We start from the raw sequence: 20,381 nt of genomic DNA, 5'->3' as shown, positions 1-20,381 counted from the left end.
CTATATGTTTTAACGTTTAATACAGTTTTCCATCTTGCTTATCACATCTACAGATGCAGAATAAACTTTATCCATCGCCTCATTCTGATTTCCGGGAGCGTATCTTGCAAACTCACATTCAGACAGTGCACTGATAAATTCTTTAATCAAATCCTCAGAAACACCATGACTTGACAACTCTGCTTCTATATTGTCTCTTGACAATTTTGATACCGGGATATTTAGTTTGTCACTAATGTATCCCCACAAAGCCTTAAGGACTTCATCATAGAATTCGTTGACCTTATTCTCAGAAAGTAATTTACCAGCAAGTTTCATACGCTTGGTAGCAACTTTATTGGCTTTTTTAGTTTTAACCTTAGCAACATTGGCACTTTCAACAGCCTGTTTTCTATATATCACTACAAACACAATAAACAAAAGGAAAGGAATGATATACCATAAATAGTAAGAAGTTGTACCAAAGAAATAATTGCCTTTCTGTCTGAGTGCTGTATCTCCTGTTTTAATAAACAGAATATCAGTACCTAGGACCTTAACATTTTCCTTATTAGTGAAATTTGCTATAACCTGCTGGCTGGCAGCACTTCCATCACCTTTGGCAACTTTCAGTTCATATGCCTCAGTAGTAAGCGTCTTATATTTTTCCGATGCAATATCAAAATATTTAAACTCAATTGCAGGAACGGTAAAATTACCAGCATGACGAGGAATGGCTAGATACTCAATAGTTTTTGTTCCACTCAAACCATTGGCTGTCAACTCATAATTATCTTCAATTTTAGGATCATAGATTTCAAAATCATGAGGGAACTTGACTTCAGGAGCACTTACAAGCTTCATATTACCGGTTCCGCTGATAGTCAGTTTAATGGTTACTGCCTCGTTAGCCTTAAGTTCAGTAGTGCTTATATCCGATTTCAAAGAGAAAGTACCTACTCCACCTGAGAATCCTTCCGGTTTTGCAGGAAGCGGATCAACATTGATAACCAGCTTAGGAGCTACAATTTTCTTGTTAACCTCTACGTAACCTCCTCCGTTAAAGAAAGCTTCAAATGGATCGTCAGAAACAGCAACTCTCTGTGCTACAACAGCATCAAAAGTTACAGCAGGTATTTCGAGTTTTCCTGATTTCTGTGGAAATAATACATACTGTCTGTAAACCACTGTGTTATAGTTTCTTCCCTTATAATGTTCTAATTTGAAAGTTTTCTGAGTAGGCAATTCTACCTCTTGAACATAGAAACCTTGCTGATCAGGCATCTTTCCAAGCAACTGTCGTAAGTCAACTGTAGTATATGCCTTGTATGTCACCAATATAGCTTCCTGTTCATGAACCTTAGTCTTGCTTGCAGTAGCCAGTACAAACAAATCCTTGTCTGTAATTCTTCCGCTTGATTTCTGGTTTCTGGAAGATATTCCACTATTTCCCTGACCTTGATTAGAATTAGCATCTTCCTTATCCTTTGGAAGGACCTTTATAGTAAGTGGATTTGAAAAAATCTTTTTACCGTCCACCTCAATACTTGCAGCCGGGATATTAAACGTACCTTCCGATACAGCCATTAAAATATAAGTATACGTAATGGAACGGCTGGAAGACACCTTACCATTAATAATCTGTGTACTACTCTGCTGCGAACGGCTAGGTCCCATAAGTACGTCAAACCCCTTGGCCTGGGGAGCAAGAAAATCCTTAACATCCTGCGAGTTCACAGTGTATGTAAGTCTGAACTGATCACCGTTAACCACCACGTCAGGTGCAGCAGCCCTCAATGTCACCTCCTCCTCGGCAAACATTTTTAACGATACGGTTATCATCAATATCAAGAAAATATATTTTCTCATCATTATATAATTTATTTTTTTTCAACTAATTAAACACATCAAGTCAAATAAGGACATATTTTTACCAGTCTTTTTCAAGTTTCTTTCCGCTCACTTGCATCTGCTTCTTCACTTTGTCCTGTACGTCCTTTTCATCCTGCATTGCAGCCCTCAACAATTGTTCAGCATTTTCTTTTGACATTTCATCTTTATTCTGTTGCTGTTGTTGTTGGTTCTGGTTTTGTTGTTGCTGTTGCTGATCCTGCTGATCTTTGTTCTGTTCTTTCTCGTCTTGTTTCTGATCCTGTTTCTGATCTTTCTGCTGATCCTGATTTTGCTGCTGTTGCTGCTGATCTTTCAGCTGTTTCTGAGCAAGAACAAGATTATAACGAGTTTCATCATCCTTCGGATTATTTCTCAAAGATTCCTTGTAGGCCTCTATACACTGTGGAAGCTGTTTTGACGACTGCAGTATCACCCCCATATTATGATATATATGAGCCAACTTAGACTTATCTTTTTCCAGACGTGATGCAGCCTCAAACTGCTCCATAGCCTCCTTAGCCTTTTGTTGCATAAGAAGCGAGTTTCCAAGATTGAACATGGCGTCAGCAGATTTCGGATTAATCTCCAAAGCCTTTCTATAATCAACCTCTGCCTTTACAAAAAGACTATCGTTATAAAGTTTATTTCCGCTTCTGAGATAATCTCTCTCTGTTTTCTGCGCGTATGCCACTGATGAAGTAAAGAGCAATACTCCGAATAAATATAATTTACTACACCACATAAATCAATCCTGTTTGAAAAGTTTCACATTCTTAAATAAAGGATTCTTCCTGTTGAGCAACATAACGTCTATAGCCAACAGAATCAAAGCCAGCCATGCAAGAACATCAAATTGCTCATCAAACTCGGTATACACCTGAGTCTCTACATCAGCCTTTGCCAGTTTGTTTATCTCCGCATTAAGAGCACGTTCTGCGTTGTTGGTATTATCTACTCTAACATACATACCGTTACCGGCTTTTGCTATCTCTTGACACATCTGTTCATTGAGCTTTGTCACAACCACATTACCATCCTTATCGCGACGGAAATCGTTTGTTCCCTCAACTGGAATAGGCGAACCGTCAGGCGAACCCACTCCAAGAACAAATACCCTCACTCCTTTTTCAGCAGCCTGTTGTGCTGCTTCTACGGCTCCTCCCTCATGGTTCTCACCATCAGTAATAAGGACTATGGCACGTCCCACTCCCTCATTTGGAGTAAAACTCTTCATCGCCAAATCTATGGCTCCACGAATATCCGTACCCTGTGTAGTTATAAGTGAAGGCGAAATAGTTTCAAGAAACATTTTGGCAGATATATAGTCGCTTGTAATTGGAAGTTGGGTAAAAGCCTCCCCTGCAAAGACTATCATAGCAACCTTATCATTATTGAAAGTCTCCACAAGCCTTGAAACCAGTTTCTTTGATTTTTCAAGACGGCTCGGCGTGACATCCTGCGCAAGCATTGAGTTTGAAATATCAAGTGCTACCACAGTTTCAACTCCCTGACGTTTCACGGTTTCCATCTTAGAGCCAAACTGAGGACGTGCCAACATGAAAATCACCATAACTAATGCTACAGTTACCAGCCAAAACTTTACGTCAGGTCTGTATTTTGAAACATTAGGCATAAGATGTGCCATCAATTCCGGATCTCCATACTGGCGTAATTTTTTCCTCCTTCTATAATTGGTATATATATAGAATACTACCAGCAAAGGAATTATCAATAACAAATATAAATATATCGGTTCTCCAAATCTAAACATAGCAAATCACTTTTAAGGTATTTTCTTCAAAACCGTGTTACGTAAAATCAATTCAAGCAGGATACAAAAGAAAGCAACGAGAGCAAAAATCTCATATTCCTCTTCTCTCTTGCTGAATTCCTTTACATTCAGTTTTGTTTTCTCCAATTTGTCTATTTCCTGATACACCTCTTTCAGCTTGGAATTGCTTGTTGCACGGAAATAATTACCGTTAGTTTCAGCAGCTATCTGTGTCAGAGTCTGTTCGTCTATCTCAACAGGTGTCTGTATATACTGAACACCGGCGTATGTCTGCATAGGATATGGAGCTGTACCGTTAGTTCCCACACCGATAGTATATACTCTTATACCGAACTGTTTTGCTATCTCAGCGGCTGTTAATGGCGAAAGTTCACCACGGTTATTCACACCATCAGTAAGCAGGATGACAACCTTTGATTTAGCCTTACTGTCTTTCAATCTTGTTACAGCATTAGCCAGTCCCATACCGATAGCAGTTCCGTCTTCTATCATGCCACGGTATATCATATCACAGCTAACACTGTGAAACAAGTTAAGCAAGACACCGTGGTCTACAGTAAGAGGACATTGAGTAAAAGCTTCACCGGCAAAAATCGTCAAACCGATATTATCATTAGGACGACCGTTGATAAACTCAGCAGCTACCTGTTTCGCAGCCTCCAGACGGTTCGGTTTCAAATCCTCAGCCAGCATACTTGTAGAAATATCCACAGCCAGCATAATGTCAATACCTTCAATCTCCGTATTCTGCCAGTTGTCAGTAGTCTGAGGTCTTGCCAGAACAAGAACTATCATAACGAAAGCACACAAACGGAGCAAAAATGGTGCATGAATAAGATACACTTTCCAGCTTTTACGCACATTCATGTACATTCGCGTAGTTGATACCTGCAGAGTAGCTTCTGTTCGTTTTCTGCGCATAATATACCATACAATATACGGTATTAGCAGAATCAATAAAAACAGATATTCAATATTAGCAAAAATCATAACTTCATTCATTTAAACATTAAAAGAAGAGATCAATAATGCATCTAACTGCAATATACAGACATACGGCCGCACCAACACCCGTAGCCCCAATACTGCACATCAATGCAATTCGTCCTTGTTTCGAACGTTTTTCCTCCACCTTTATCTCTGTAGGTTCTTTCTTCGCATTGACATCTTCTTCCTGTTTCGTTTCATTGATAAAGTCCACAGCATTCACAAGATTCATGTCATTTTCATTCATCATAGGTGCATGTTTCGCAAACTTCACCAAGTCGGCTGTTTCAAAAAGATATTTCAAATCCTTCAGCGAGTCCTTGTCTTTTACCTGAAGCAGATGTTCTATGATCTCGGACGATGTCATTTCCATGGCATTGAAACCGAATCTTTCCATAATATATGTACGGATAACATCTGTCAACTCGGTATAATACAACTTAGGATCTTCTCTCTGCACATTCTTGTTGGCTTTTATTTCCTCAATATGCTTCATTGCTTCCTGATGTGGCGGCAATTTAGGTTCAATCTTTATAATCCTGATAATAGGCTTGTTGTTCTTCAATCTCACTACCAGGAAAACACATGCAGCTCCGAAAAGCAACATAAGAATTATAGAATAAACCATACCGTCTATATCCTGCCATTCTATTGGCACTTCCACTACAGTCTTAGGTCCGAAGAACTGGTCAGGATGTAGGGTATCAACCGGAATAGAATACACCTTCAGTGCCAATGATTCCGAACGGTACTTCTCGTCATCCACCATAACCTCAAGTGGAGGAAGATAGTACAGAGCCGAATCAAACGAAGTAATTGTATATTCCTGACTTATAACCCATCTCTTGTCATCATTAAGTTTCTGGGTATCAGGCTTTGCTATATCCAACACTTCAACACCTCTCACCAATGTATCTTTAATAACAGGCAGTTGCAACTTTCTGTCAGCATCCATGCTCACTTCTAGGTGCACCTTTGTCTGTTCTCCTACAAGCAATTGCAAAGAGTCGATGCTTGCCCTTACCGTAACCTGCTGCGCTTTGATCTGTGGAGATACCAGCGACATAGAAGCTAAGCATAAAGCCCCAAGCATCAACCTTCCGTATTTAAATAAAATATTCTTCATCTGACCACTAGTTTCTTTTAGCAAACAAATTAAGCAAAGCTCTTACATAGTCCTGGTCTGTACGTACAGAAACAGAATCCACATTACACAAGTTGAATATATTGTTCAACTTTTTCTGCTGTTCCATCCACCATTCATGATGAGCTTTTCTTAACGATTTTGACGATGTGTCAATCCATTCTTCATGACCTGTTTCCGCATCACGCACCAACATAAGTCCCACATCGGGCAGTTCTTCCATTCGGCGATCATAAACCTGAACGGCTACCACATCATGTTTTCTGTTTGCCACTGTCAATGCATTTTTGAAATCCTTGTCATCAATAAAGTCGCTCAACATAAATGCGGTACAACGCTTCTTCAATACATTCGTAAGATACTCAATTGCGCATTGCAAATCAGTACGCGAACTCTCCGGTTCGAAATCCAGCAATTCGCGTATAATATACAGAATATGTTTGCGTCCCTTTTTGGGCGGGATGAATTTCTCTATTTTATCAGAAAAAAATATTACCCCGATCTTATCGTTGTTCTGTATAGCGGAGAAAGCTATAGTAGCAGCTATCTCCGTCACCATATCCTTTTTCATCTGCTTTGATGTTCCGAAGTCAAGACTGTTAGATACATCCACAAGCAGCATCACTGTCAGTTCGCGTTCCTCCTCGAATACCTTTACGAATGGCTTGTCAAAGCGTGCCGTAACGTTCCAGTCTATATCGCGCACATCATCCCCGTACTGATACTCTCTCACCTCTGAGAAAGCCATACCCCTACCTTTAAAGGCAGAATGATACTGTCCTGCAAAAATATTGCTTGACAACCCACGGGTTTTGATTTCTATCTGTCGTACACGCTTTAATAATTCAGTAGTTTCCATTCTTCAAAAAGGTTTCTGATTAAGGCACTTCAACTTTGTTTAGTATCTTACTTACTATCTCATCCGAAGTAACGTTTGTAGCTTCAGCTTCGTAAGTAAGACCAATACGATGGCGCAATACATCGTGAGCCACAGCACGGACATCTTCCGGAATAACATAACCTCTGCGTTTGATAAACGCATAGCTGCGTGCGGCAAGAGCCAGATTGATAGAAGCACGAGGCGAACCACCGAACCCAATAAGACTCTTAAGTTCCTTCAAATCATATTTTTCAGGATAACGTGTAGCAAATACTATATCAGCTATATACTGTTCAATCTTTTCATCCAGATAAACCTGTCTTACAACCTTACGTGCCTCAATGATATCCTCAGCTTTCAAAATAGGTTTAACTTCTACTTTTTCTCCAGAGATATTCTGACGGATAATCTTCTTTTCTTCTTCAAGTTTCGGATAATCAATAATAACCTTCAGCATAAAACGGTCCACCTGAGCTTCAGGCAGCGGATATGTACCTTCCTGCTCAATAGGATTCTGTGTTGCCATAACAAGGAAAGGTTCTGGCAAACGGAATGTTTCCTTACTTAATGTCACCTGACGTTCCTGCATCGCTTCCAGCAAAGCACTCTGCACTTTAGCCGGAGCACGGTTAATTTCATCAGCCAATACAAAGTTGGCAAAAATAGGACCTTTCTTAGCGATAAACTGCTCATCCTTCTGGCTATAAATCATTGTACCGATAACGTCGGCAGGCAGCAAGTCCGGAGTAAACTGAACACGACTATATTTTGAATCAATAAGCGATGCCATTGTCTTAATAGCCAATGTCTTAGCCAAACCAGGCACACCTTCCAACAATATATGTCCGTCTGCCAACAAGCCAATCAGCAATGATTCAACCAAATGTTTTTGTCCCACGATAACCTGATCCATACCCGTCATCAGGTTTGTAACGAACGCGCTCTGGCGTTCAATCAATTCGTTCAATGCACGAATATCAATAGCTTCAGCCATAACTTCTTGTTTATTTTATTAATTTCATTCTCTATATTTTATACACTAATCAAGGCCAACCCCTTTTTAGTGCACCCAAAATTACGTTTTTAAGTTAACAGCTACAACTAATATTTATTAAAAAATCATACCAGTGTATCTATTTAAGTCTTTTTTATCTTATTCTGCCGAATTTAAAAACAAATAGAATATATAAAACAAAGAAACAGCATCACGAAGGACATTTATCCATCAGATGCTGTATCCATATAACATTCTTAATCTACGGGAGTAAGTACAGGTATACGCAACACTGTTCCAATCGGAACATTATTAGGATCCTGTATAACATCTTTATTGTGCATAACAATATATGGCCACAACTTTCTATTCTTGTAATAACGGTAAGCTACTTTCGACAGAGTACTACCTTTAGATATTGTATACTCTTCAATTGTTCCACTTATTTTATAGGGCACTTCATCACTTAAATATTTTATCTCATTCTTGTTTTCAGTAGTAACCTTTATAATGGAATCTATAGTTTTTCTAGTCGCCGAAGCCGTATCACGCATCTCTTCATTTATCACGAGAGACGAATCTTTTTCTATTGTATCAATAATGCCAATAACTGGTTCTATTTCTGTTACATTATTTCCAACTTCCATAACTTTTGCAGATTTCACCTTATGCGATAAAACTCCCCACATAATTCCGCATCCTATTACAATTCCAACAAGAAGTATAGCAGCCAGCAAATACCAATGCATACCTCCTTTTCTCTGAAATGATTTCTCATCATTTTGCGAAATCTCCTCTACCACATCAGTTTTCTCAGCAGTATTATTTTCAACAATGTCACCAGAAGATTTCACTTCACATTGCACTTCACATTGCTTTTCACTAACAGGTTCATCATGAACCTCTACATTATCTGTCGCTGTTGTTATTTCTTCCGCAACAGAAATAGATTCTTCTTCCTCAACATCATCAAAATGCACACTCTCCCCCAATTCAACAGGTTCAAAATGCGAAAACGGTTTATTCACAGCATCTCTTATGGAAGCCTCAGGAACAAATACTATTCTACCTTCATTCAAGTCTGTATCAATAAGTTTAAAAGTTCCAAAGCCCTTAACCCTTACATATTTATCCCTTCTGAGTCCTTCTTCTATCAATGCTATAAAGCTACAGACAAATGCTTGCGCATCTGTCTGTTCCATATTTAATTTGGCTGCCAAACAGGCAGCAATTTTTTCTATTGTAAGTTTATCATCCATTAGTCACTTTTTATCACCGGAAATACCAACTTTATCTTTGAGAGTTACCGATGGTCTGAATCCCACAACTAGTTTAGGCGGAAACAATGTACGTTTTCCTGTAACTGGATTGACTACTATCCGTTCAAGCTTTTTCCTAACCTCAAAAGCACCCAAGCCATGCAATGACACACTTTTACCGTCCTGCAGTTCTCCGATAATCACCTCGGTCAAAGAGGAAACCAACCGTGCTGTTTTCTTTCCATCACATTTGATTTTCTCCGACAATAAATTCAGAAACTCTTCTCCATTCATTCTGCAATCCTCCCATAAAGGTCGAAATCATCAGCATCTTCTATTGTTACATTATAGAAACTGCCTTCTTTCAATTTTTTCCCCTCATACTTTATAAGTACTTCAGGGTCTACCTCAGGAGAATCAAACTCAGTACGTCCAATATAATAATCGCCTTCTTTTCTGTCAATAATAACTTTCAGAGTTTGTCCTATTTTCCTGTGACTCAGTTCGGCAGAAATCTCCTGCTGCAAAGCCATAAGCTCGTCCAGTCTTTTCTGTTTGACTTCTTCAGGCACATCGTCCTCATAATTTTCCGCAGAATAAGTTCCTTCCTCCTCTGAATAGGCAAAAGCCCCCATACGGTCAAATTTGGCAATTCTGACAAAATCCTTCAACTGTTCAAAATCATCTTCGGTTTCACCAGGATAACCAACCATTAATGTCGTACGCAGATGTACACCTGGAACCTCCTTACGGAATTCCTCAATCAATTTGTATGTTTCCTCTTTTGTTACGTGTCGTCTCATTCTTGTCAACATATTATCACTTATATGCTGAAGAGCAATGTCCATATACTTACAGACATTATCATTTTCCCTCATCACACGAAACAAGTTTCTAGGGAATTTTGCAGGATATGCATAATGCAGACGAATCCATTCCACACCCTGAATCTTTGCCATAGCATCAATCAGTTCTGGCAACATCTGTTTCTTATACAGATCCACACCATAGTATGTAAGTTCCTGAGCTATAACCTGAAACTCTTTTACACCTTCAGACACAAGCAGTCTCACCTCATCCAGAATTTCTTCCATAGGTCTTGACACATGACGTCCTGTAATAATAGGAATAGCACAGTAAGAACACTTTCTGTCGCATCCTTCAGAAATTTTCAGATATGCATAATGTTTAGGAGTAGTAAGATGTCTTTCTATAGCATATTCCGAATGATAGATCTTTCCCAGATCATCAAGAAGTTCATTCCAGTTGAATTTACCATAAAACTTATCAACCTGCGGAATTTCAACCTTCAATTCATTAAGATAGCGTTCAGACAGACAACCCATCACATAAAGCTTCTTCAGCTTTCCTTCCTCCTTAGCCTGACAGAATTCCAGAATCATGTTAATGGATTCCTCTTTTGCATCACCAATGAATCCGCAAGTATTTATCACTGCAATCTCTCCCTGCGGTTTTTCTGTGTCATGCGTCACCTTGTATCCATTAGCCTCAAGCTGTCTCATCAGCTTCTCAGAATCCACCAGATTCTTCGAACAGCCAAGAGTTATAATATCTATTGTATTTTTCTTCATTTATTTTCCTTCAGTACCAAACAACGAATCAACAAACTCACGACGGCGGAACACCTGAAGATCCTCCATACCTTCACCCAATCCAATATATTTCACAGGAATCTTGAACTGGTCAGAGATACCTATCACCACACCACCTTTGGCAGTACCATCCAACTTGGTGATTGCCATGGCATTAACTTCAGTGGCCAAAGTGAACTGTTTCGCCTGTTCGAAAGCATTCTGTCCGGTAGAGCCATCAAGCACCAGCAACACTTCATGCGGAGCATCAGGCACAACTTTCTTCATTACATTCTTAATCTTGGTCAACTCATTCATCAGTCCTACTTTATTATGCAAACGTCCTGCCGTATCAATAATCACCACATCAGCATTATTCGCCACAGCTGAGCTCAATGTATCAAAAGCCACGGATGCAGGGTCGGCTCCCATCTTCTGTTTTATTACCGGCACTCCTACTCTTTCGCCCCATATATCAAGTTGTTCCACTGCAGCAGCACGGAACGTGTCAGCCGCACCAAGATACACAGAATTTCCAGCTTTCTTGAACTGATATGCCAGTTTACCTATAGTTGTAGTTTTTCCTACACCATTTACCCCTACTACCATAATCACATACGGTTTCTTGTCTGCAGGCAAAGTAAAATCCTCAGTATCAACCGTATTATTTTCAGTAAGCAGAGCTGCTATTTCCTCTCTAAGAATATTATTGAGCTCCTGAGTGTTTACGTACTTGTCTTTTGCCACTCTTGCTTCGATGCGCTTTATAATATTAAGCGTAGTCTCTACACCTACATCCGAAGTCACCAGCACTTCTTCAAGGTTATCCAACACTTCGTCGTCCACCTTAGACTTCCCTGCCACGGCGCGGGCAATCTTTCCGAATACACTTTCTTTAGTTTTAGACAATCCCTTGTCCAGAGTTTCCTTCTTTTCTTTAGAGAAAAAGCTAAAAATTCCCATACTTGTATATTTATCTATTTATGACACAAAGATATAACTATTTTCTTAGATATAAAAAAAGTTCCCACCGTTTATTATTGGCGGGAACTTTCAAAATATCATTTAATAGCTGTAATGCTAAAATTATTTCTTAAAGAAGTCCTGAACTTTTTCGTTTGGAACCATCTGTTCGTCAAAGATGTAAGCACCAGTCTTAGGTGACTTAACCATTTTGATAACCTTAGTATAAGAACGTCCTTCTTTACCTGTCTGAAGGGTTGCGACTGTTTTCTTTGCCATGGTTTACTCTTATTATTTAATTTCTTTATGTACTGTTACTCTCTTCAAGATTGGGTTATATTTCTTAAGTTCCAATCTTTCAGTTGTATTCTTTCTATTCTTTGTAGTGATATAGCGAGAAGTTCCCGGCAAACCACTTTCCTTCATTTCTGTGCACTCAAGGATTACCTGTACTCTGTTACCTTTAGCTTTCTTAGCCATAGTCTTTCTCTCCTTTTAATTAACCAATAATTTTGATACTCTTCCAATCACAGTAACCGTTAGCTACAGCTTCGTTCAATGCAGCGTCCAGTCCCTTCTTGTTAATAACTCTCAAGCCGTTAGCGCAGATATTCAGGCTAATCCAGCAATCTTGTTCTACATAGTAGAATTTCTTTGTAAACAAGTTCACATCAAATGTTCTTTTAGTTCTTCTCTTTGAGTGTGAAACGTTGTTGCCAATCATGGCTTTCTTTCCGGTAATTTGACAAATTTTTGACATTTCTATCTAGTTTTTATAGTTTCAATTCGTTCATTCTTTAAAACGGAGTGCAAAGTAAGCGTTTTTATTTCAAACATGCAAACTTTTGAGCGACATTTTCTATTTTTCTTCGTTATTTTCTTGATTTTGACACAATTCACGCAATAAATACAGTGCTTTTATGCTCGCATTATGTACATTTTGCTCTCTTCCGTTGTCTTCGCAGATTTTTTCTGTAATAACCTTATCTTTATTTCCGGCAGCAATCCATACCGTACCTATCGGCTTCTCCGGAGTTCCACCTGTAGGTCCTGCAATACCCGATGTAGCGATAGCATAGTCTGCATTGAATGCTTTCAAAGCCCCTTGCACCATTTCCACAACAGTTTCTTCACTCACGGCACCGTGAGTTTCCAAGGTCTCGGCACTTACCCCCAGCAGATTCTGCTTAGCTTCATTTGAATAAGCCACGATACCTCCTTTATAAAATTTCGAGCTTCCCGGAATAGATGTAATATTTGCCGCCACATTACCTGCCGTACAACTTTCCGCAGTTGCAAGCGAAAATTCCTCTCTCCAGAAAATTTCGCTTATATCTCGACTTAACATTTTTCCCTCTACTGACATAATCTCTTTATATTTTATATTGTTACATTTATTTTATTGTCACTCTTGAATAAGCAGGCTTATCTATAGAACAGAAATCCTTATCCAGGAATTTATAATATCCTGTAATGGCAATCATGGCTGCATTATCCGTAGTATAACCGAATTTAGGTATATAAATGTTCCAGCCATATTTTGCTGCATGTTCGCGGAATGCATTTCTCAGTCCGTTATTTGCCGACACTCCGCCTGCCACAGCCACTTCGTTTATACCTGTATCCTTCACGGCCTTACGAAGTTTATCCATAAGAATATCTACGATAGTTTTCTCAAGCGAAGCTGCCAGATCTTCCTTATGATGTTCTATAAAGTCAGGATCATCCTTAAGCCATTCCCTTAACGAATAAAGGAAAGAAGTCTTCAGTCCGCTGAAACTATAGTCATATCCAGGGATATGAGGCTTGCTGAATGAATAAGCCGAAGCATTACCCTGTCTCGCCAGCCTGTCAATTATCGGACCTCCAGGATAACCGAGCCCCATAACCTTCGAACACTTGTCGATAGCCTCTCCCGCAGCATCATCAATGGTCTGACCGAGCACCTCCATATCATTGTAAGCATTCACACGAATAATCTGCGAATTACCACCAGAAACGAGCAGGCATAGGAAAGGATACTTAGGTTGGTTATTATCCTCGCCAGACTCCTTAATAAAATGTGCAAGCACATGTCCCTGTAAATGGTTTACCTCCACCATAGGAATATCAAGCGACCTGGCAAGACCTTTAGCGAAAGAAACTCCAACCAACAACGAACCCATAAGACCCGGTCCACGGGTGAAAGCCACCGCACTCAATTCCTCTTTCTGCACCCCGGCCCTTTTCAAAGCCTCATGCACTACAGGCACGATGTTCTGCTGATGAGCCCTCGAAGCCAGCTCCGGAACCACCCCACCGTATGCTTCATGTACAGCCTGACTGGCAATCACACTCGACAGCAACACACCGTCACGTATCACAGCAGCCGAAGTATCATCACACGACGACTCTATACCTAATATAACGACATTATCCATTATAATCTATAATATTAAAGTTTGAAATCAATAAGTAAGTATCTCCAGTCCGTTTTCTGTCATCAGGAAAGTATGTTCCCACTGTGCAGACGGAAGTTCATCCTCGGTCACCACAGTCCAGTCATCCTCCTCATCAACAAAAACCTTATATGTACCCATATTAATCATAGGCTCTATTGTAAATACCATTCCCGGCACCAACAGCATTCCTGTACCCTTTCTTCCGAAGTGTTCCACATCCGGTTCTTCATGGAACTCAAGTCCCACACCATGACCGCACAGGTCTCTCACCACAGAAAAACCGTTCTTCTTGGCATGTTTCTCAATGGCATTACCTATATCACCAACAAATCCGAAAGGAGTAGCCGCCTGCATACCTATTTCAAGACATTCCTTAGCCACTTTCACCAGTTTTTCTTTTTCCGGAGATGTTTTCCCAATGATGAACATACGCGAAGCGTCAGAATAATACCCGTCAAGGATAGTAGAAACATCCACATTTATTATGTCGCCCTCCTCAAGAATCTCATCTTCCGACGGTATACCGTGACACACCACCTCATTAATGGAAGTACAAACACTTTTTGGAAATCCTTCATAATTCAAAGGAGCAGGAATTGCCCCATGCGAAACAGTAAAATCATACACCATTTTGTCAATTTCAGCCGTACTCATACCAGCCTTAATCTCGCTTGCCACCAGGTCAAGAACCGCAGTGTTAATAAGTCCGCTTCGGCGTATACCTTCAATCTGTTCAGGAGTTTTAATCAGCTTTCTCGAAGGAACCAGATGCCCTTTATTCTGAAAATAAAGAACTTTCTTATCCAGTTCAGTCAGTTCGGCGCCTTTAGGCACCCTCCAGTTTATTTTGTTCCTTATCATAAAATCAATATTGAAAATGCATTGCAAAGTTAGTAAAAATCAACTTAGACAGGAAACCATTATGTAATAGTTTTCTCCCTCTATATTAAAAAATGCTAAAAATACAATTAACACAGTAACAAAAGAAGAACAAATCTTTTTATTCTGATACAATAAGTCTATATTTGTAATCAAAGGTCATAACCTTATTCTAATAACAATTTAAAACATACCAAAATGGACAAGTATCAAATCGGCAGAAATGCCGGAATTGTCTGGAACAAATTGAAAGACAATGCACATTGGGATTACAAACAGCTGAAAGCAGCAACAGGTTTAACAGACAGAGATTTAAATGCTGCTATTGGCTGGCTGGCCAGAGAAGACAAGATTGATTTTGACATCAGCGATCAGCACGACACACTATTTCTGAACGTTAATGTTTACATTGGATGATATACAGTCAATAGTTTAATTCCACGCCTCGTACAGAACGCTAAGTTTCGTACGAGGCTTTTTATTTAATGTCAAAATTTGTACCTTTGCAACAAAATCAGAACAAAACACCAAATAACATTTTATGAAATACAAAATCATCGTTTTAGACCTTGACGGTACACTCACCAACACAAAAAAAGAAATAACCCCTCACACGCTTGAAGTCCTTATCCGCGCACAGGAACAGGGAATAAAAGTTGTTCTGGCATCAGGACGTCCAACCTACGGAATTGTTCCTTTGGCAGAAAAACTGCAGCTTTCAAAATATGAAGGTTATATACTGGCTTACAACGGAGGTGAAATTATCGACTGGAAGACCGGCGAACTTATGTATAAAAACCTTTTGGACCAGGAAATTCTTCCATACCTATACCAATGCGCAAAGGACAACAATTTTGCCATAGTGACATACGATGGCGAATACGTACTTACTGAACATCCTGACGATGAATATGTACTTAAGGAAGCCCTCTTGAATGTAATGAAGATCAAGAAGGTAGACAATTTCCTCGAAGCGGTAAAACATCCTATAGCCAAATGCCTTATCGTTGGCGAGCCAACCCGCCTTGCTGAACTCGAAAAAGAGATGTATGAACATCTGAAAGACCGTATGGGCGTGTTCCGTTCAGAACCATATTTTCTTGAGCTTGTTCCTAAAGGAATAGACAAGGCACAGTCGCTTGCCGTACTGCTAAAGGAGCTTGGTATGACAAAAGACGAAATGATAGCTATAGGCGACGGGTTCAACGATCTTTCAATGATAAAATATGCCGGTATGGGAATAGCCATGGGCAATGCACAGCAGATAGTAAAAGACAACGCCGACTTTATCACACTTACCAATGAAGAAGATGGTGCAGCGTATGCCATAGAGAAATTCATGAATGAAGATTAATCCAGATTCATAATTATAAAAATACAAAAGAGTGCAAAAACCGAATAACCTAATCCCGTTTTTGCACTCTTTTTTCATATTTCAAATAAACTTATTACCCTACCCGTTTACTGCCGTTTGAAAAAAATATCCTTCTCCTTGTCATATATCGGACTTTCAATACCAAGGAAAGACAATACACTATGGAAAACATGATACTGTCCCACCTCACGGCTTGCATCAATCTTCATATTCTTGTCCGTAGTCCACACGATGAAAGGAATTTCCACCTGCTCCTTAGGAGCCACAGCCATTGGAACACCGTGCATATACAGATTTCCTTCACCCAGAGACTCACCATGATCAGATACGAACATCACACATCCGCGTCTTTCCGGTATTCCGCGAAGAATATCTATCACCGAATGCACCAGATAGTCCGTATACACAATAGTATTGTCATAAGCATTCATCAGCTCCTGCTTGTCCGCCTTTGCCATCTCCACAGTGGTACACACCGGAGTGAATACCTCAAACTCTGCTGGATATTTCTTATTATACGTCGGACCATGACTTGTGCTGGTATGCAGAATCACCAACATCTTGTCTTTATCGCACGAAAGTATATCCTCCTTCAGTCCGGCAAGCAATGCACCGTCATATTTATCGTCCGCTTCAGGATACATTTTCTTTATATCCTTGATTTTATAATACTTATCAATATGTACAGGAGGTTCACCCCAGTTGGCTGTACGCCACACCACATCAACGCCATTGCGGAACAGGTAGTTAGGAAGAATCTCATAAAGCTTGTTTGTTTCTTTATGGTCCAGAATAGCTTTAACACCAGCCGTAGTATAAGTAGCTGCAGAATTAGCCACCAGCGCCGTCACACTATCCTTCTCCAGCAAAGGATTTGTAGGTCTGTCATATCCGTACAGCGAGAAATTCTCCCTTCTTGCCGACTCGCCTATTATAAGCACACATACATCCTTTGAAGTCGTTGCAATCTTTGCGTCTGGCAACTGAATAGCCTTGCGGTTTCTCTTCTTCTCCGCATTATAGAAACGTATCGAGTTCACCGTGTACGACCAAGGCATCAGCAAACTACCCAACTGCGTTGCATGACGGTCAATCCATGGCCAGTTTTGAATATTCACAAGAGCGATAATAATGGCAATGCCAAGCGAACCACCGATATTTGCAAAGAAACGTTTCGGCTTGCCATAATCTAACTTTCTTTTATACAGATAAATGCACGGCAAAACACCCAGCAGAAGAATATACAGCAATGCCTGACATGAGAAGAACCCAGAAGCCTCAGAGTATTGTGTGTTGAAAACATTCCCCATCATCTTGTCCGTGACAAGCACCTGATAAGTATTTATAAAATAAAGACACAGAGCATTTCCCAAGAAAAGGAAACCAAGAATACATTTCCCCACCACACGTCCGAGAAACAGCACGAGATAATAGAAAAAATAATTCAAGCCAAGCATTATCAATACAAGTCCGACAGTTATCAGAACCCCATTAAAATCCGCCTTGATATTTTCAACCACATGGCTGAAAAACGGCCAGTGATACGCAATAAGCGTAAAAACACTCAATTCTCCTGCCGCACGAGCCAGAGACACTCTTTCCTTAAAAAAATTTCTCATTTAAAATACACTTTATAAAACAATACAATTACCCCGCCACTCAATACCAGAACAACAAGATTAAAAAGTACAGTAAGCGGAATGTTCACAGTATTTGCCGGTTCTCTGTATGGAGTCTCCGAAACAGAAGCATCATATCTTGCAAACGGATTTGAATATATCACCTCACCGTCAGGGAAATATGCAGTAATTCTCACATACGGATCGTCCGGCTTCATATCATATTCAGCCTTCATTGCATTCCTGTTCAGAGCAAGAGTAGTATGATTCTGCCCTGTGAATTTAATACTGTCAGCTTTCTGCGACAGAGAAATATATACAGTAGTACTGTCCAGACCGATTTCCTTCACAGAAGGCAAATTTCTGTTTCTGGCATATTTCACCGCCCAGTCTCCATGGCCATAATCAGGAACACGCATAGCATAATATCCACCACTAAGCAATGTCTCCCTGATATCCTCATACCTTGCTGACGGACAATACAGGAAATTACATCTCACAGCCATTCTACTTGACCTGTCCGGATAATGTAAATCATCGTTTGCAAGTCCAAAACTATATCTGCCTGCGCTCAAAGCCCAGTCCCAATACTCATTCTCCGTACTCTTTCCGCTATCCAGCTCCATAAGTCTGTATCCCTCCAGCCTTCTCATCTGGAATTTGGAAGTACCTCCCGTTCTTAAAGGATGATTCATCTGCATGAAATCAGATTCCTTTCCAAGCAAATCCAGCTGAAACTGTTTCTGAAACACGAACAGGGGCAGCAGATTGTCAAATCGGTTCACCCTATCGCATCCGAACACAAGCTTGTGATATTTGAACAGGTTAATCCCATGCTCATACACATTCACCTGCAGTGCGGTGTCATACGGATGTACCGTCAGTTCATTATGATTTGAAAAAGTAACAATATCATACCCGAACTTTCTGTATGCACTGTCAGTCTGGTCTGGCCAATACTCACACTCGTTGAAAATCCCCTTCACACGCGTATGAGTATGAAAGTTTGCCCTCTTCCAGGGAATAGAATCCACTCCTTCCAACGATGCGTATGGATTGAAAATATCCGGTCCGCTGAAAGGTCTCGCCTCGCTGAAGTTATACACAGGACTGACGCTGGTCACAACAATAGCAAACAGAGCTATAAAAAACACTACACCTACAAACTTCAGCAGTAGGACACCTGCTTTACAAAAAATTCTTTTCATAATATCCAGTTTATTTTGAGTTGTCAATGTCCGGCAAATATACAGTTTTCTTTGCCATAAAACAACCGTTAACCCACAATAGAATATCCCGCCTGTTCCAGTGCGCCCCTTATCAGTGCTATATGTTCTGCGTTACGTGTCTCCATTACCAGACGCAGGAAACAAGCAGTGACATTACTTGTATTGTTGTTTCTCTCATGAAGCACGGAAATGATATTCCCTCCAAGATTTGCAATAATTTCTGCCACACCCTTCAGCTCACCCGGCTTGTCGTGCAAGTCGAGTGTCACAGTATAAGTACGTCCCGACATATCCAACCCTCTGCTGATTACACGGCTAAGGATAGTAACATCAATATTTCCGCCCGACACCACACAGATAGTCTTCTTTCCTGCCACAGGCACCTTATTAAACATAGCAGCCGCTACAGCTACAGCCCCCGCCCCTTCAGCGATAAGCTTCTGCTGCTCCATCAATGCAAGAATAGCAGCACAGATCTCATCCTCGGTCACAGTCACTATTCCATCCACATACTTGCTGCAAATCTCAAACGTATGTTCTCCCGGTTCCTTCACCGCTATACCGTCTGCCACAGTCGAGACAGAAGGCAGACACTCACGGTGCGCCTTCTCAATAGAACGAAGCATACTTGCCGCACCCTGAGCCTGCACACCATAAACCTTCACATCCGGATTCAATGATTTCAGAGCGTATGCAATACCCGAAATAAGTCCACCTCCACCGATTGGAACCACCACAGCTTCCACATCCGGCAACTGGTTCAACAGTTCCAGACCGATAGTACCCTGTCCTGCTATCACACACTCATCGTCAAACGGATGAATAAACGTATATCCTTTCTCCTCCTTCAGTTCAAGAGCCTTCTGATAAGCGTCGTCATACACTCCAGGCACAAGACAAACCTTTGCGCCATACCTTTTCGTAGCTTCCACCTTCGATATTGGAGCTCCTGCCGGCAAACATATAAGCGAGTCTATCCCATTCTTGGTCGCCCCCAAAGCGACTCCCTGTGCATGGTTTCCAGCCGAACATGCTATCACTCCCTTCTTCTTCTCCTCCTCAGTCAGGCAAGCAATTTTATAGCATGCGCCCCTCAGCTTGAAAGAACCTGTATACTGTAGATTCTCCGGTTTCAGATATATCTGACTTTCAGGATTTATCTGAGGCGCATATATAAGATCAGTTCTTCTTATTATATTCTTTAGGGCAAACGATGCTCTGTAAATACTGTCTAATGTTATCATAAAAACTGTTTCTTTTTAATCTTTTGTCTAGTTTATTACTATTTACCTATCACTTTATCATTACGGGCGCAAAAATACTTCTTTTTATAATACTATTGCCATAACATATAT

General features: G+C 40.3%; 22 protein-coding genes. 2 read left to right on the top strand and 20 right to left on the bottom strand.

Going from position 1 to position 20,381, the window contains the following annotated elements:
- Positions 1–9 precede the first annotated feature (9 nt).
- From Q0486_RS06325 to map, 17 genes are all read right to left on the bottom strand, one after another.
- Complete coding sequence (locus Q0486_RS06325; RefSeq protein WP_299231812.1) at positions 10–1,848, bottom strand: BatD family protein; 1,839 nt, start codon at positions 1,846–1,848, stop codon at positions 10–12.
- 61 nt (positions 1,849–1,909) lie between these two features.
- The gene (locus Q0486_RS06320) at positions 1,910–2,614 is read right to left on the bottom strand and encodes a tetratricopeptide repeat protein (RefSeq protein WP_299231302.1); all 705 of its coding nucleotides are present in this window, start codon (positions 2,612–2,614) and stop codon (positions 1,910–1,912) included.
- Positions 2,615–2,617: 3 nt separating this feature from the next.
- Positions 2,618–3,643, bottom strand: coding sequence for a VWA domain-containing protein (locus Q0486_RS06315; RefSeq protein WP_299231301.1), 1,026 nt, complete (start codon positions 3,641–3,643; stop codon positions 2,618–2,620).
- A 12-nt stretch (positions 3,644–3,655) separates the two neighbouring features.
- Entirely contained in the window at positions 3,656–4,654 is a 999-nt protein-coding gene (locus Q0486_RS06310) for a VWA domain-containing protein (protein ID WP_299231299.1), read from the bottom strand.
- Between the two features lie 19 nt (positions 4,655–4,673).
- Complete coding sequence (locus tag Q0486_RS06305) at positions 4,674–5,744, bottom strand: hypothetical protein (RefSeq protein ID WP_299231811.1); 1,071 nt, start codon at positions 5,742–5,744, stop codon at positions 4,674–4,676.
- A 40-nt stretch (positions 5,745–5,784) separates the two neighbouring features.
- A complete protein-coding gene (locus Q0486_RS06300) occupies positions 5,785–6,654 on the bottom strand; it encodes a DUF58 domain-containing protein (RefSeq protein ID WP_299231297.1) in 870 nt (289 codons plus the stop codon).
- A 19-nt stretch (positions 6,655–6,673) separates the two neighbouring features.
- Entirely contained in the window at positions 6,674–7,669 is a 996-nt protein-coding gene (locus Q0486_RS06295) for a MoxR family ATPase (protein ID WP_299231295.1), read from the bottom strand.
- A 257-nt stretch (positions 7,670–7,926) separates the two neighbouring features.
- Positions 7,927–8,928, bottom strand: coding sequence for an HU family DNA-binding protein (locus Q0486_RS06290; protein ID WP_299231293.1), 1,002 nt, complete (start codon positions 8,926–8,928; stop codon positions 7,927–7,929).
- A 3-nt stretch (positions 8,929–8,931) separates the two neighbouring features.
- Positions 8,932–9,222: an HU family DNA-binding protein gene (locus Q0486_RS06285; protein WP_299231291.1), complete on the bottom strand. Its 291-nt coding sequence runs from the start codon at positions 9,220–9,222 to the stop codon at positions 8,932–8,934.
- Positions 9,219–10,520 carry a 30S ribosomal protein S12 methylthiotransferase RimO gene (gene rimO / locus Q0486_RS06280; protein WP_299231289.1) on the bottom strand — a complete coding sequence of 434 codons (1,302 nt, stop codon included), beginning with the start codon at positions 10,518–10,520 and terminating at the stop codon, positions 9,219–9,221. The genes Q0486_RS06285 and rimO overlap by 4 nt, the downstream gene beginning before the upstream one ends.
- Positions 10,521–11,483 (bottom strand): signal recognition particle-docking protein FtsY, encoded by a 963-nt coding sequence (gene ftsY, locus Q0486_RS06275; RefSeq protein WP_299231287.1) that lies wholly within the window; start codon positions 11,481–11,483, stop codon positions 10,521–10,523.
- A 123-nt stretch (positions 11,484–11,606) separates the two neighbouring features.
- A complete protein-coding gene (locus Q0486_RS06270; protein WP_005841293.1) occupies positions 11,607–11,762 on the bottom strand; it encodes a DUF4295 domain-containing protein in 156 nt (51 codons plus the stop codon).
- A 12-nt stretch (positions 11,763–11,774) separates the two neighbouring features.
- Positions 11,775–11,963: a 50S ribosomal protein L33 gene (gene rpmG / locus Q0486_RS06265; RefSeq protein ID WP_154042552.1), complete on the bottom strand. Its 189-nt coding sequence runs from the start codon at positions 11,961–11,963 to the stop codon at positions 11,775–11,777.
- A 19-nt stretch (positions 11,964–11,982) separates the two neighbouring features.
- Positions 11,983–12,243: a 50S ribosomal protein L28 gene (gene rpmB / locus Q0486_RS06260; RefSeq protein WP_154042551.1), complete on the bottom strand. Its 261-nt coding sequence runs from the start codon at positions 12,241–12,243 to the stop codon at positions 11,983–11,985.
- A gap of 99 nt (positions 12,244–12,342) precedes the next feature.
- Positions 12,343–12,849 carry a CinA family protein gene (locus Q0486_RS06255; protein ID WP_299231285.1) on the bottom strand — a complete coding sequence of 169 codons (507 nt, stop codon included), beginning with the start codon at positions 12,847–12,849 and terminating at the stop codon, positions 12,343–12,345.
- Between the two features lie 28 nt (positions 12,850–12,877).
- Positions 12,878–13,903 carry a tRNA (adenosine(37)-N6)-threonylcarbamoyltransferase complex transferase subunit TsaD gene (gene tsaD, locus Q0486_RS06250; protein WP_299231284.1) on the bottom strand — a complete coding sequence of 342 codons (1,026 nt, stop codon included), beginning with the start codon at positions 13,901–13,903 and terminating at the stop codon, positions 12,878–12,880.
- 27 nt (positions 13,904–13,930) lie between these two features.
- On the bottom strand, positions 13,931–14,785 hold the full coding sequence (map, locus tag Q0486_RS06245; RefSeq protein WP_299231281.1) for a type I methionyl aminopeptidase: 855 nt from the start codon (positions 14,783–14,785) through the stop codon (positions 13,931–13,933).
- A 216-nt stretch (positions 14,786–15,001) separates the two neighbouring features.
- Here map and Q0486_RS06240 point away from each other — a divergent pair, with 216 nt between their 5' ends.
- Positions 15,002–15,220 carry a winged helix-turn-helix domain-containing protein gene (locus tag Q0486_RS06240; protein WP_235328012.1) on the top strand — a complete coding sequence of 73 codons (219 nt, stop codon included), beginning with the start codon at positions 15,002–15,004 and terminating at the stop codon, positions 15,218–15,220.
- 124 nt (positions 15,221–15,344) lie between these two features.
- A complete protein-coding gene (locus tag Q0486_RS06235; protein WP_299231276.1) occupies positions 15,345–16,157 on the top strand; it encodes a Cof-type HAD-IIB family hydrolase in 813 nt (270 codons plus the stop codon).
- 107 nt (positions 16,158–16,264) lie between these two features.
- Here the strand turns inward: Q0486_RS06235 and eptA are convergent, their stop codons facing one another.
- The 3 genes from eptA to ilvA form a co-directional block, all read right to left on the bottom strand.
- Positions 16,265–17,797 carry a phosphoethanolamine--lipid A transferase EptA gene (gene eptA / locus Q0486_RS06230; protein WP_299231274.1) on the bottom strand — a complete coding sequence of 511 codons (1,533 nt, stop codon included), beginning with the start codon at positions 17,795–17,797 and terminating at the stop codon, positions 16,265–16,267.
- The gene (locus Q0486_RS06225; protein WP_299231272.1) at positions 17,794–19,005 is read right to left on the bottom strand and encodes a hypothetical protein; all 1,212 of its coding nucleotides are present in this window, start codon (positions 19,003–19,005) and stop codon (positions 17,794–17,796) included. The genes eptA and Q0486_RS06225 overlap by 4 nt, the downstream gene beginning before the upstream one ends.
- Before the next feature lie 68 nt (positions 19,006–19,073).
- Positions 19,074–20,270: a threonine ammonia-lyase gene (gene ilvA / locus Q0486_RS06220; RefSeq protein ID WP_299231270.1), complete on the bottom strand. Its 1,197-nt coding sequence runs from the start codon at positions 20,268–20,270 to the stop codon at positions 19,074–19,076.
- Between the last annotated feature and the right edge of the window lie 111 nt (positions 20,271–20,381).

Origin of the sequence: uncultured Bacteroides sp., from assembly GCF_937912035.1 — a bacterium.
In the GTDB taxonomy this organism is placed as follows: domain Bacteria; phylum Bacteroidota; class Bacteroidia; order Bacteroidales; family Bacteroidaceae; genus Phocaeicola.
Note: the sequence above shows the minus strand (reverse complement) of the source record. Positions and strands in the feature narration are given on the sequence as shown.

Bases quoted from the DNA above. Each gene is read 5' to 3' on its own strand.
- Q0486_RS06325 (WP_299231812.1), bottom strand. From the start codon at position 1,848: ATGAGAAAATATATTTTCTTGATATTGATGATAACCGTATCGTTAAAA.
- Q0486_RS06320 (WP_299231302.1), bottom strand. From the start codon at position 2,614: ATGTGGTGTAGTAAATTATATTTATTCGGAGTATTGCTCTTTACTTCA.
- Q0486_RS06315 (WP_299231301.1), bottom strand. From the start codon at position 3,643: ATGTTTAGATTTGGAGAACCGATATATTTATATTTGTTATTGATAATT.
- Q0486_RS06310 (WP_299231299.1), bottom strand. From the start codon at position 4,654: ATGATTTTTGCTAATATTGAATATCTGTTTTTATTGATTCTGCTAATA.
- Q0486_RS06305 (WP_299231811.1), bottom strand. From the start codon at position 5,744: ATGCTTGGGGCTTTATGCTTAGCTTCTATGTCGCTGGTATCTCCACAG.
- Q0486_RS06300 (WP_299231297.1), bottom strand. From the start codon at position 6,654: ATGGAAACTACTGAATTATTAAAGCGTGTACGACAGATAGAAATCAAA.
- Q0486_RS06295 (WP_299231295.1), bottom strand. From the start codon at position 7,669: ATGGCTGAAGCTATTGATATTCGTGCATTGAACGAATTGATTGAACGC.
- Q0486_RS06290 (WP_299231293.1), bottom strand. From the start codon at position 8,928: ATGGATGATAAACTTACAATAGAAAAAATTGCTGCCTGTTTGGCAGCC.
- Q0486_RS06285 (WP_299231291.1), bottom strand. From the start codon at position 9,222: ATGAATGGAGAAGAGTTTCTGAATTTATTGTCGGAGAAAATCAAATGT.
- rimO (WP_299231289.1), bottom strand. From the start codon at position 10,520: ATGAAGAAAAATACAATAGATATTATAACTCTTGGCTGTTCGAAGAAT.
- ftsY (WP_299231287.1), bottom strand. From the start codon at position 11,483: ATGGGAATTTTTAGCTTTTTCTCTAAAGAAAAGAAGGAAACTCTGGAC.
- Q0486_RS06270 (WP_005841293.1), bottom strand. From the start codon at position 11,762: ATGGCAAAGAAAACAGTCGCAACCCTTCAGACAGGTAAAGAAGGACGT.
- rpmG (WP_154042552.1), bottom strand. From the start codon at position 11,963: ATGGCTAAGAAAGCTAAAGGTAACAGAGTACAGGTAATCCTTGAGTGC.
- rpmB (WP_154042551.1), bottom strand. From the start codon at position 12,243: ATGTCAAAAATTTGTCAAATTACCGGAAAGAAAGCCATGATTGGCAAC.
- Q0486_RS06255 (WP_299231285.1), bottom strand. From the start codon at position 12,849: ATGTCAGTAGAGGGAAAAATGTTAAGTCGAGATATAAGCGAAATTTTC.
- tsaD (WP_299231284.1), bottom strand. From the start codon at position 13,903: ATGGATAATGTCGTTATATTAGGTATAGAGTCGTCGTGTGATGATACT.
- map (WP_299231281.1), bottom strand. From the start codon at position 14,785: ATGATAAGGAACAAAATAAACTGGAGGGTGCCTAAAGGCGCCGAACTG.
- Q0486_RS06240 (WP_235328012.1), top strand. From the start codon at position 15,002: ATGGACAAGTATCAAATCGGCAGAAATGCCGGAATTGTCTGGAACAAA.
- Q0486_RS06235 (WP_299231276.1), top strand. From the start codon at position 15,345: ATGAAATACAAAATCATCGTTTTAGACCTTGACGGTACACTCACCAAC.
- eptA (WP_299231274.1), bottom strand. From the start codon at position 17,797: ATGAGAAATTTTTTTAAGGAAAGAGTGTCTCTGGCTCGTGCGGCAGGA.
- Q0486_RS06225 (WP_299231272.1), bottom strand. From the start codon at position 19,005: ATGAAAAGAATTTTTTGTAAAGCAGGTGTCCTACTGCTGAAGTTTGTA.
- ilvA (WP_299231270.1), bottom strand. From the start codon at position 20,270: ATGATAACATTAGACAGTATTTACAGAGCATCGTTTGCCCTAAAGAAT.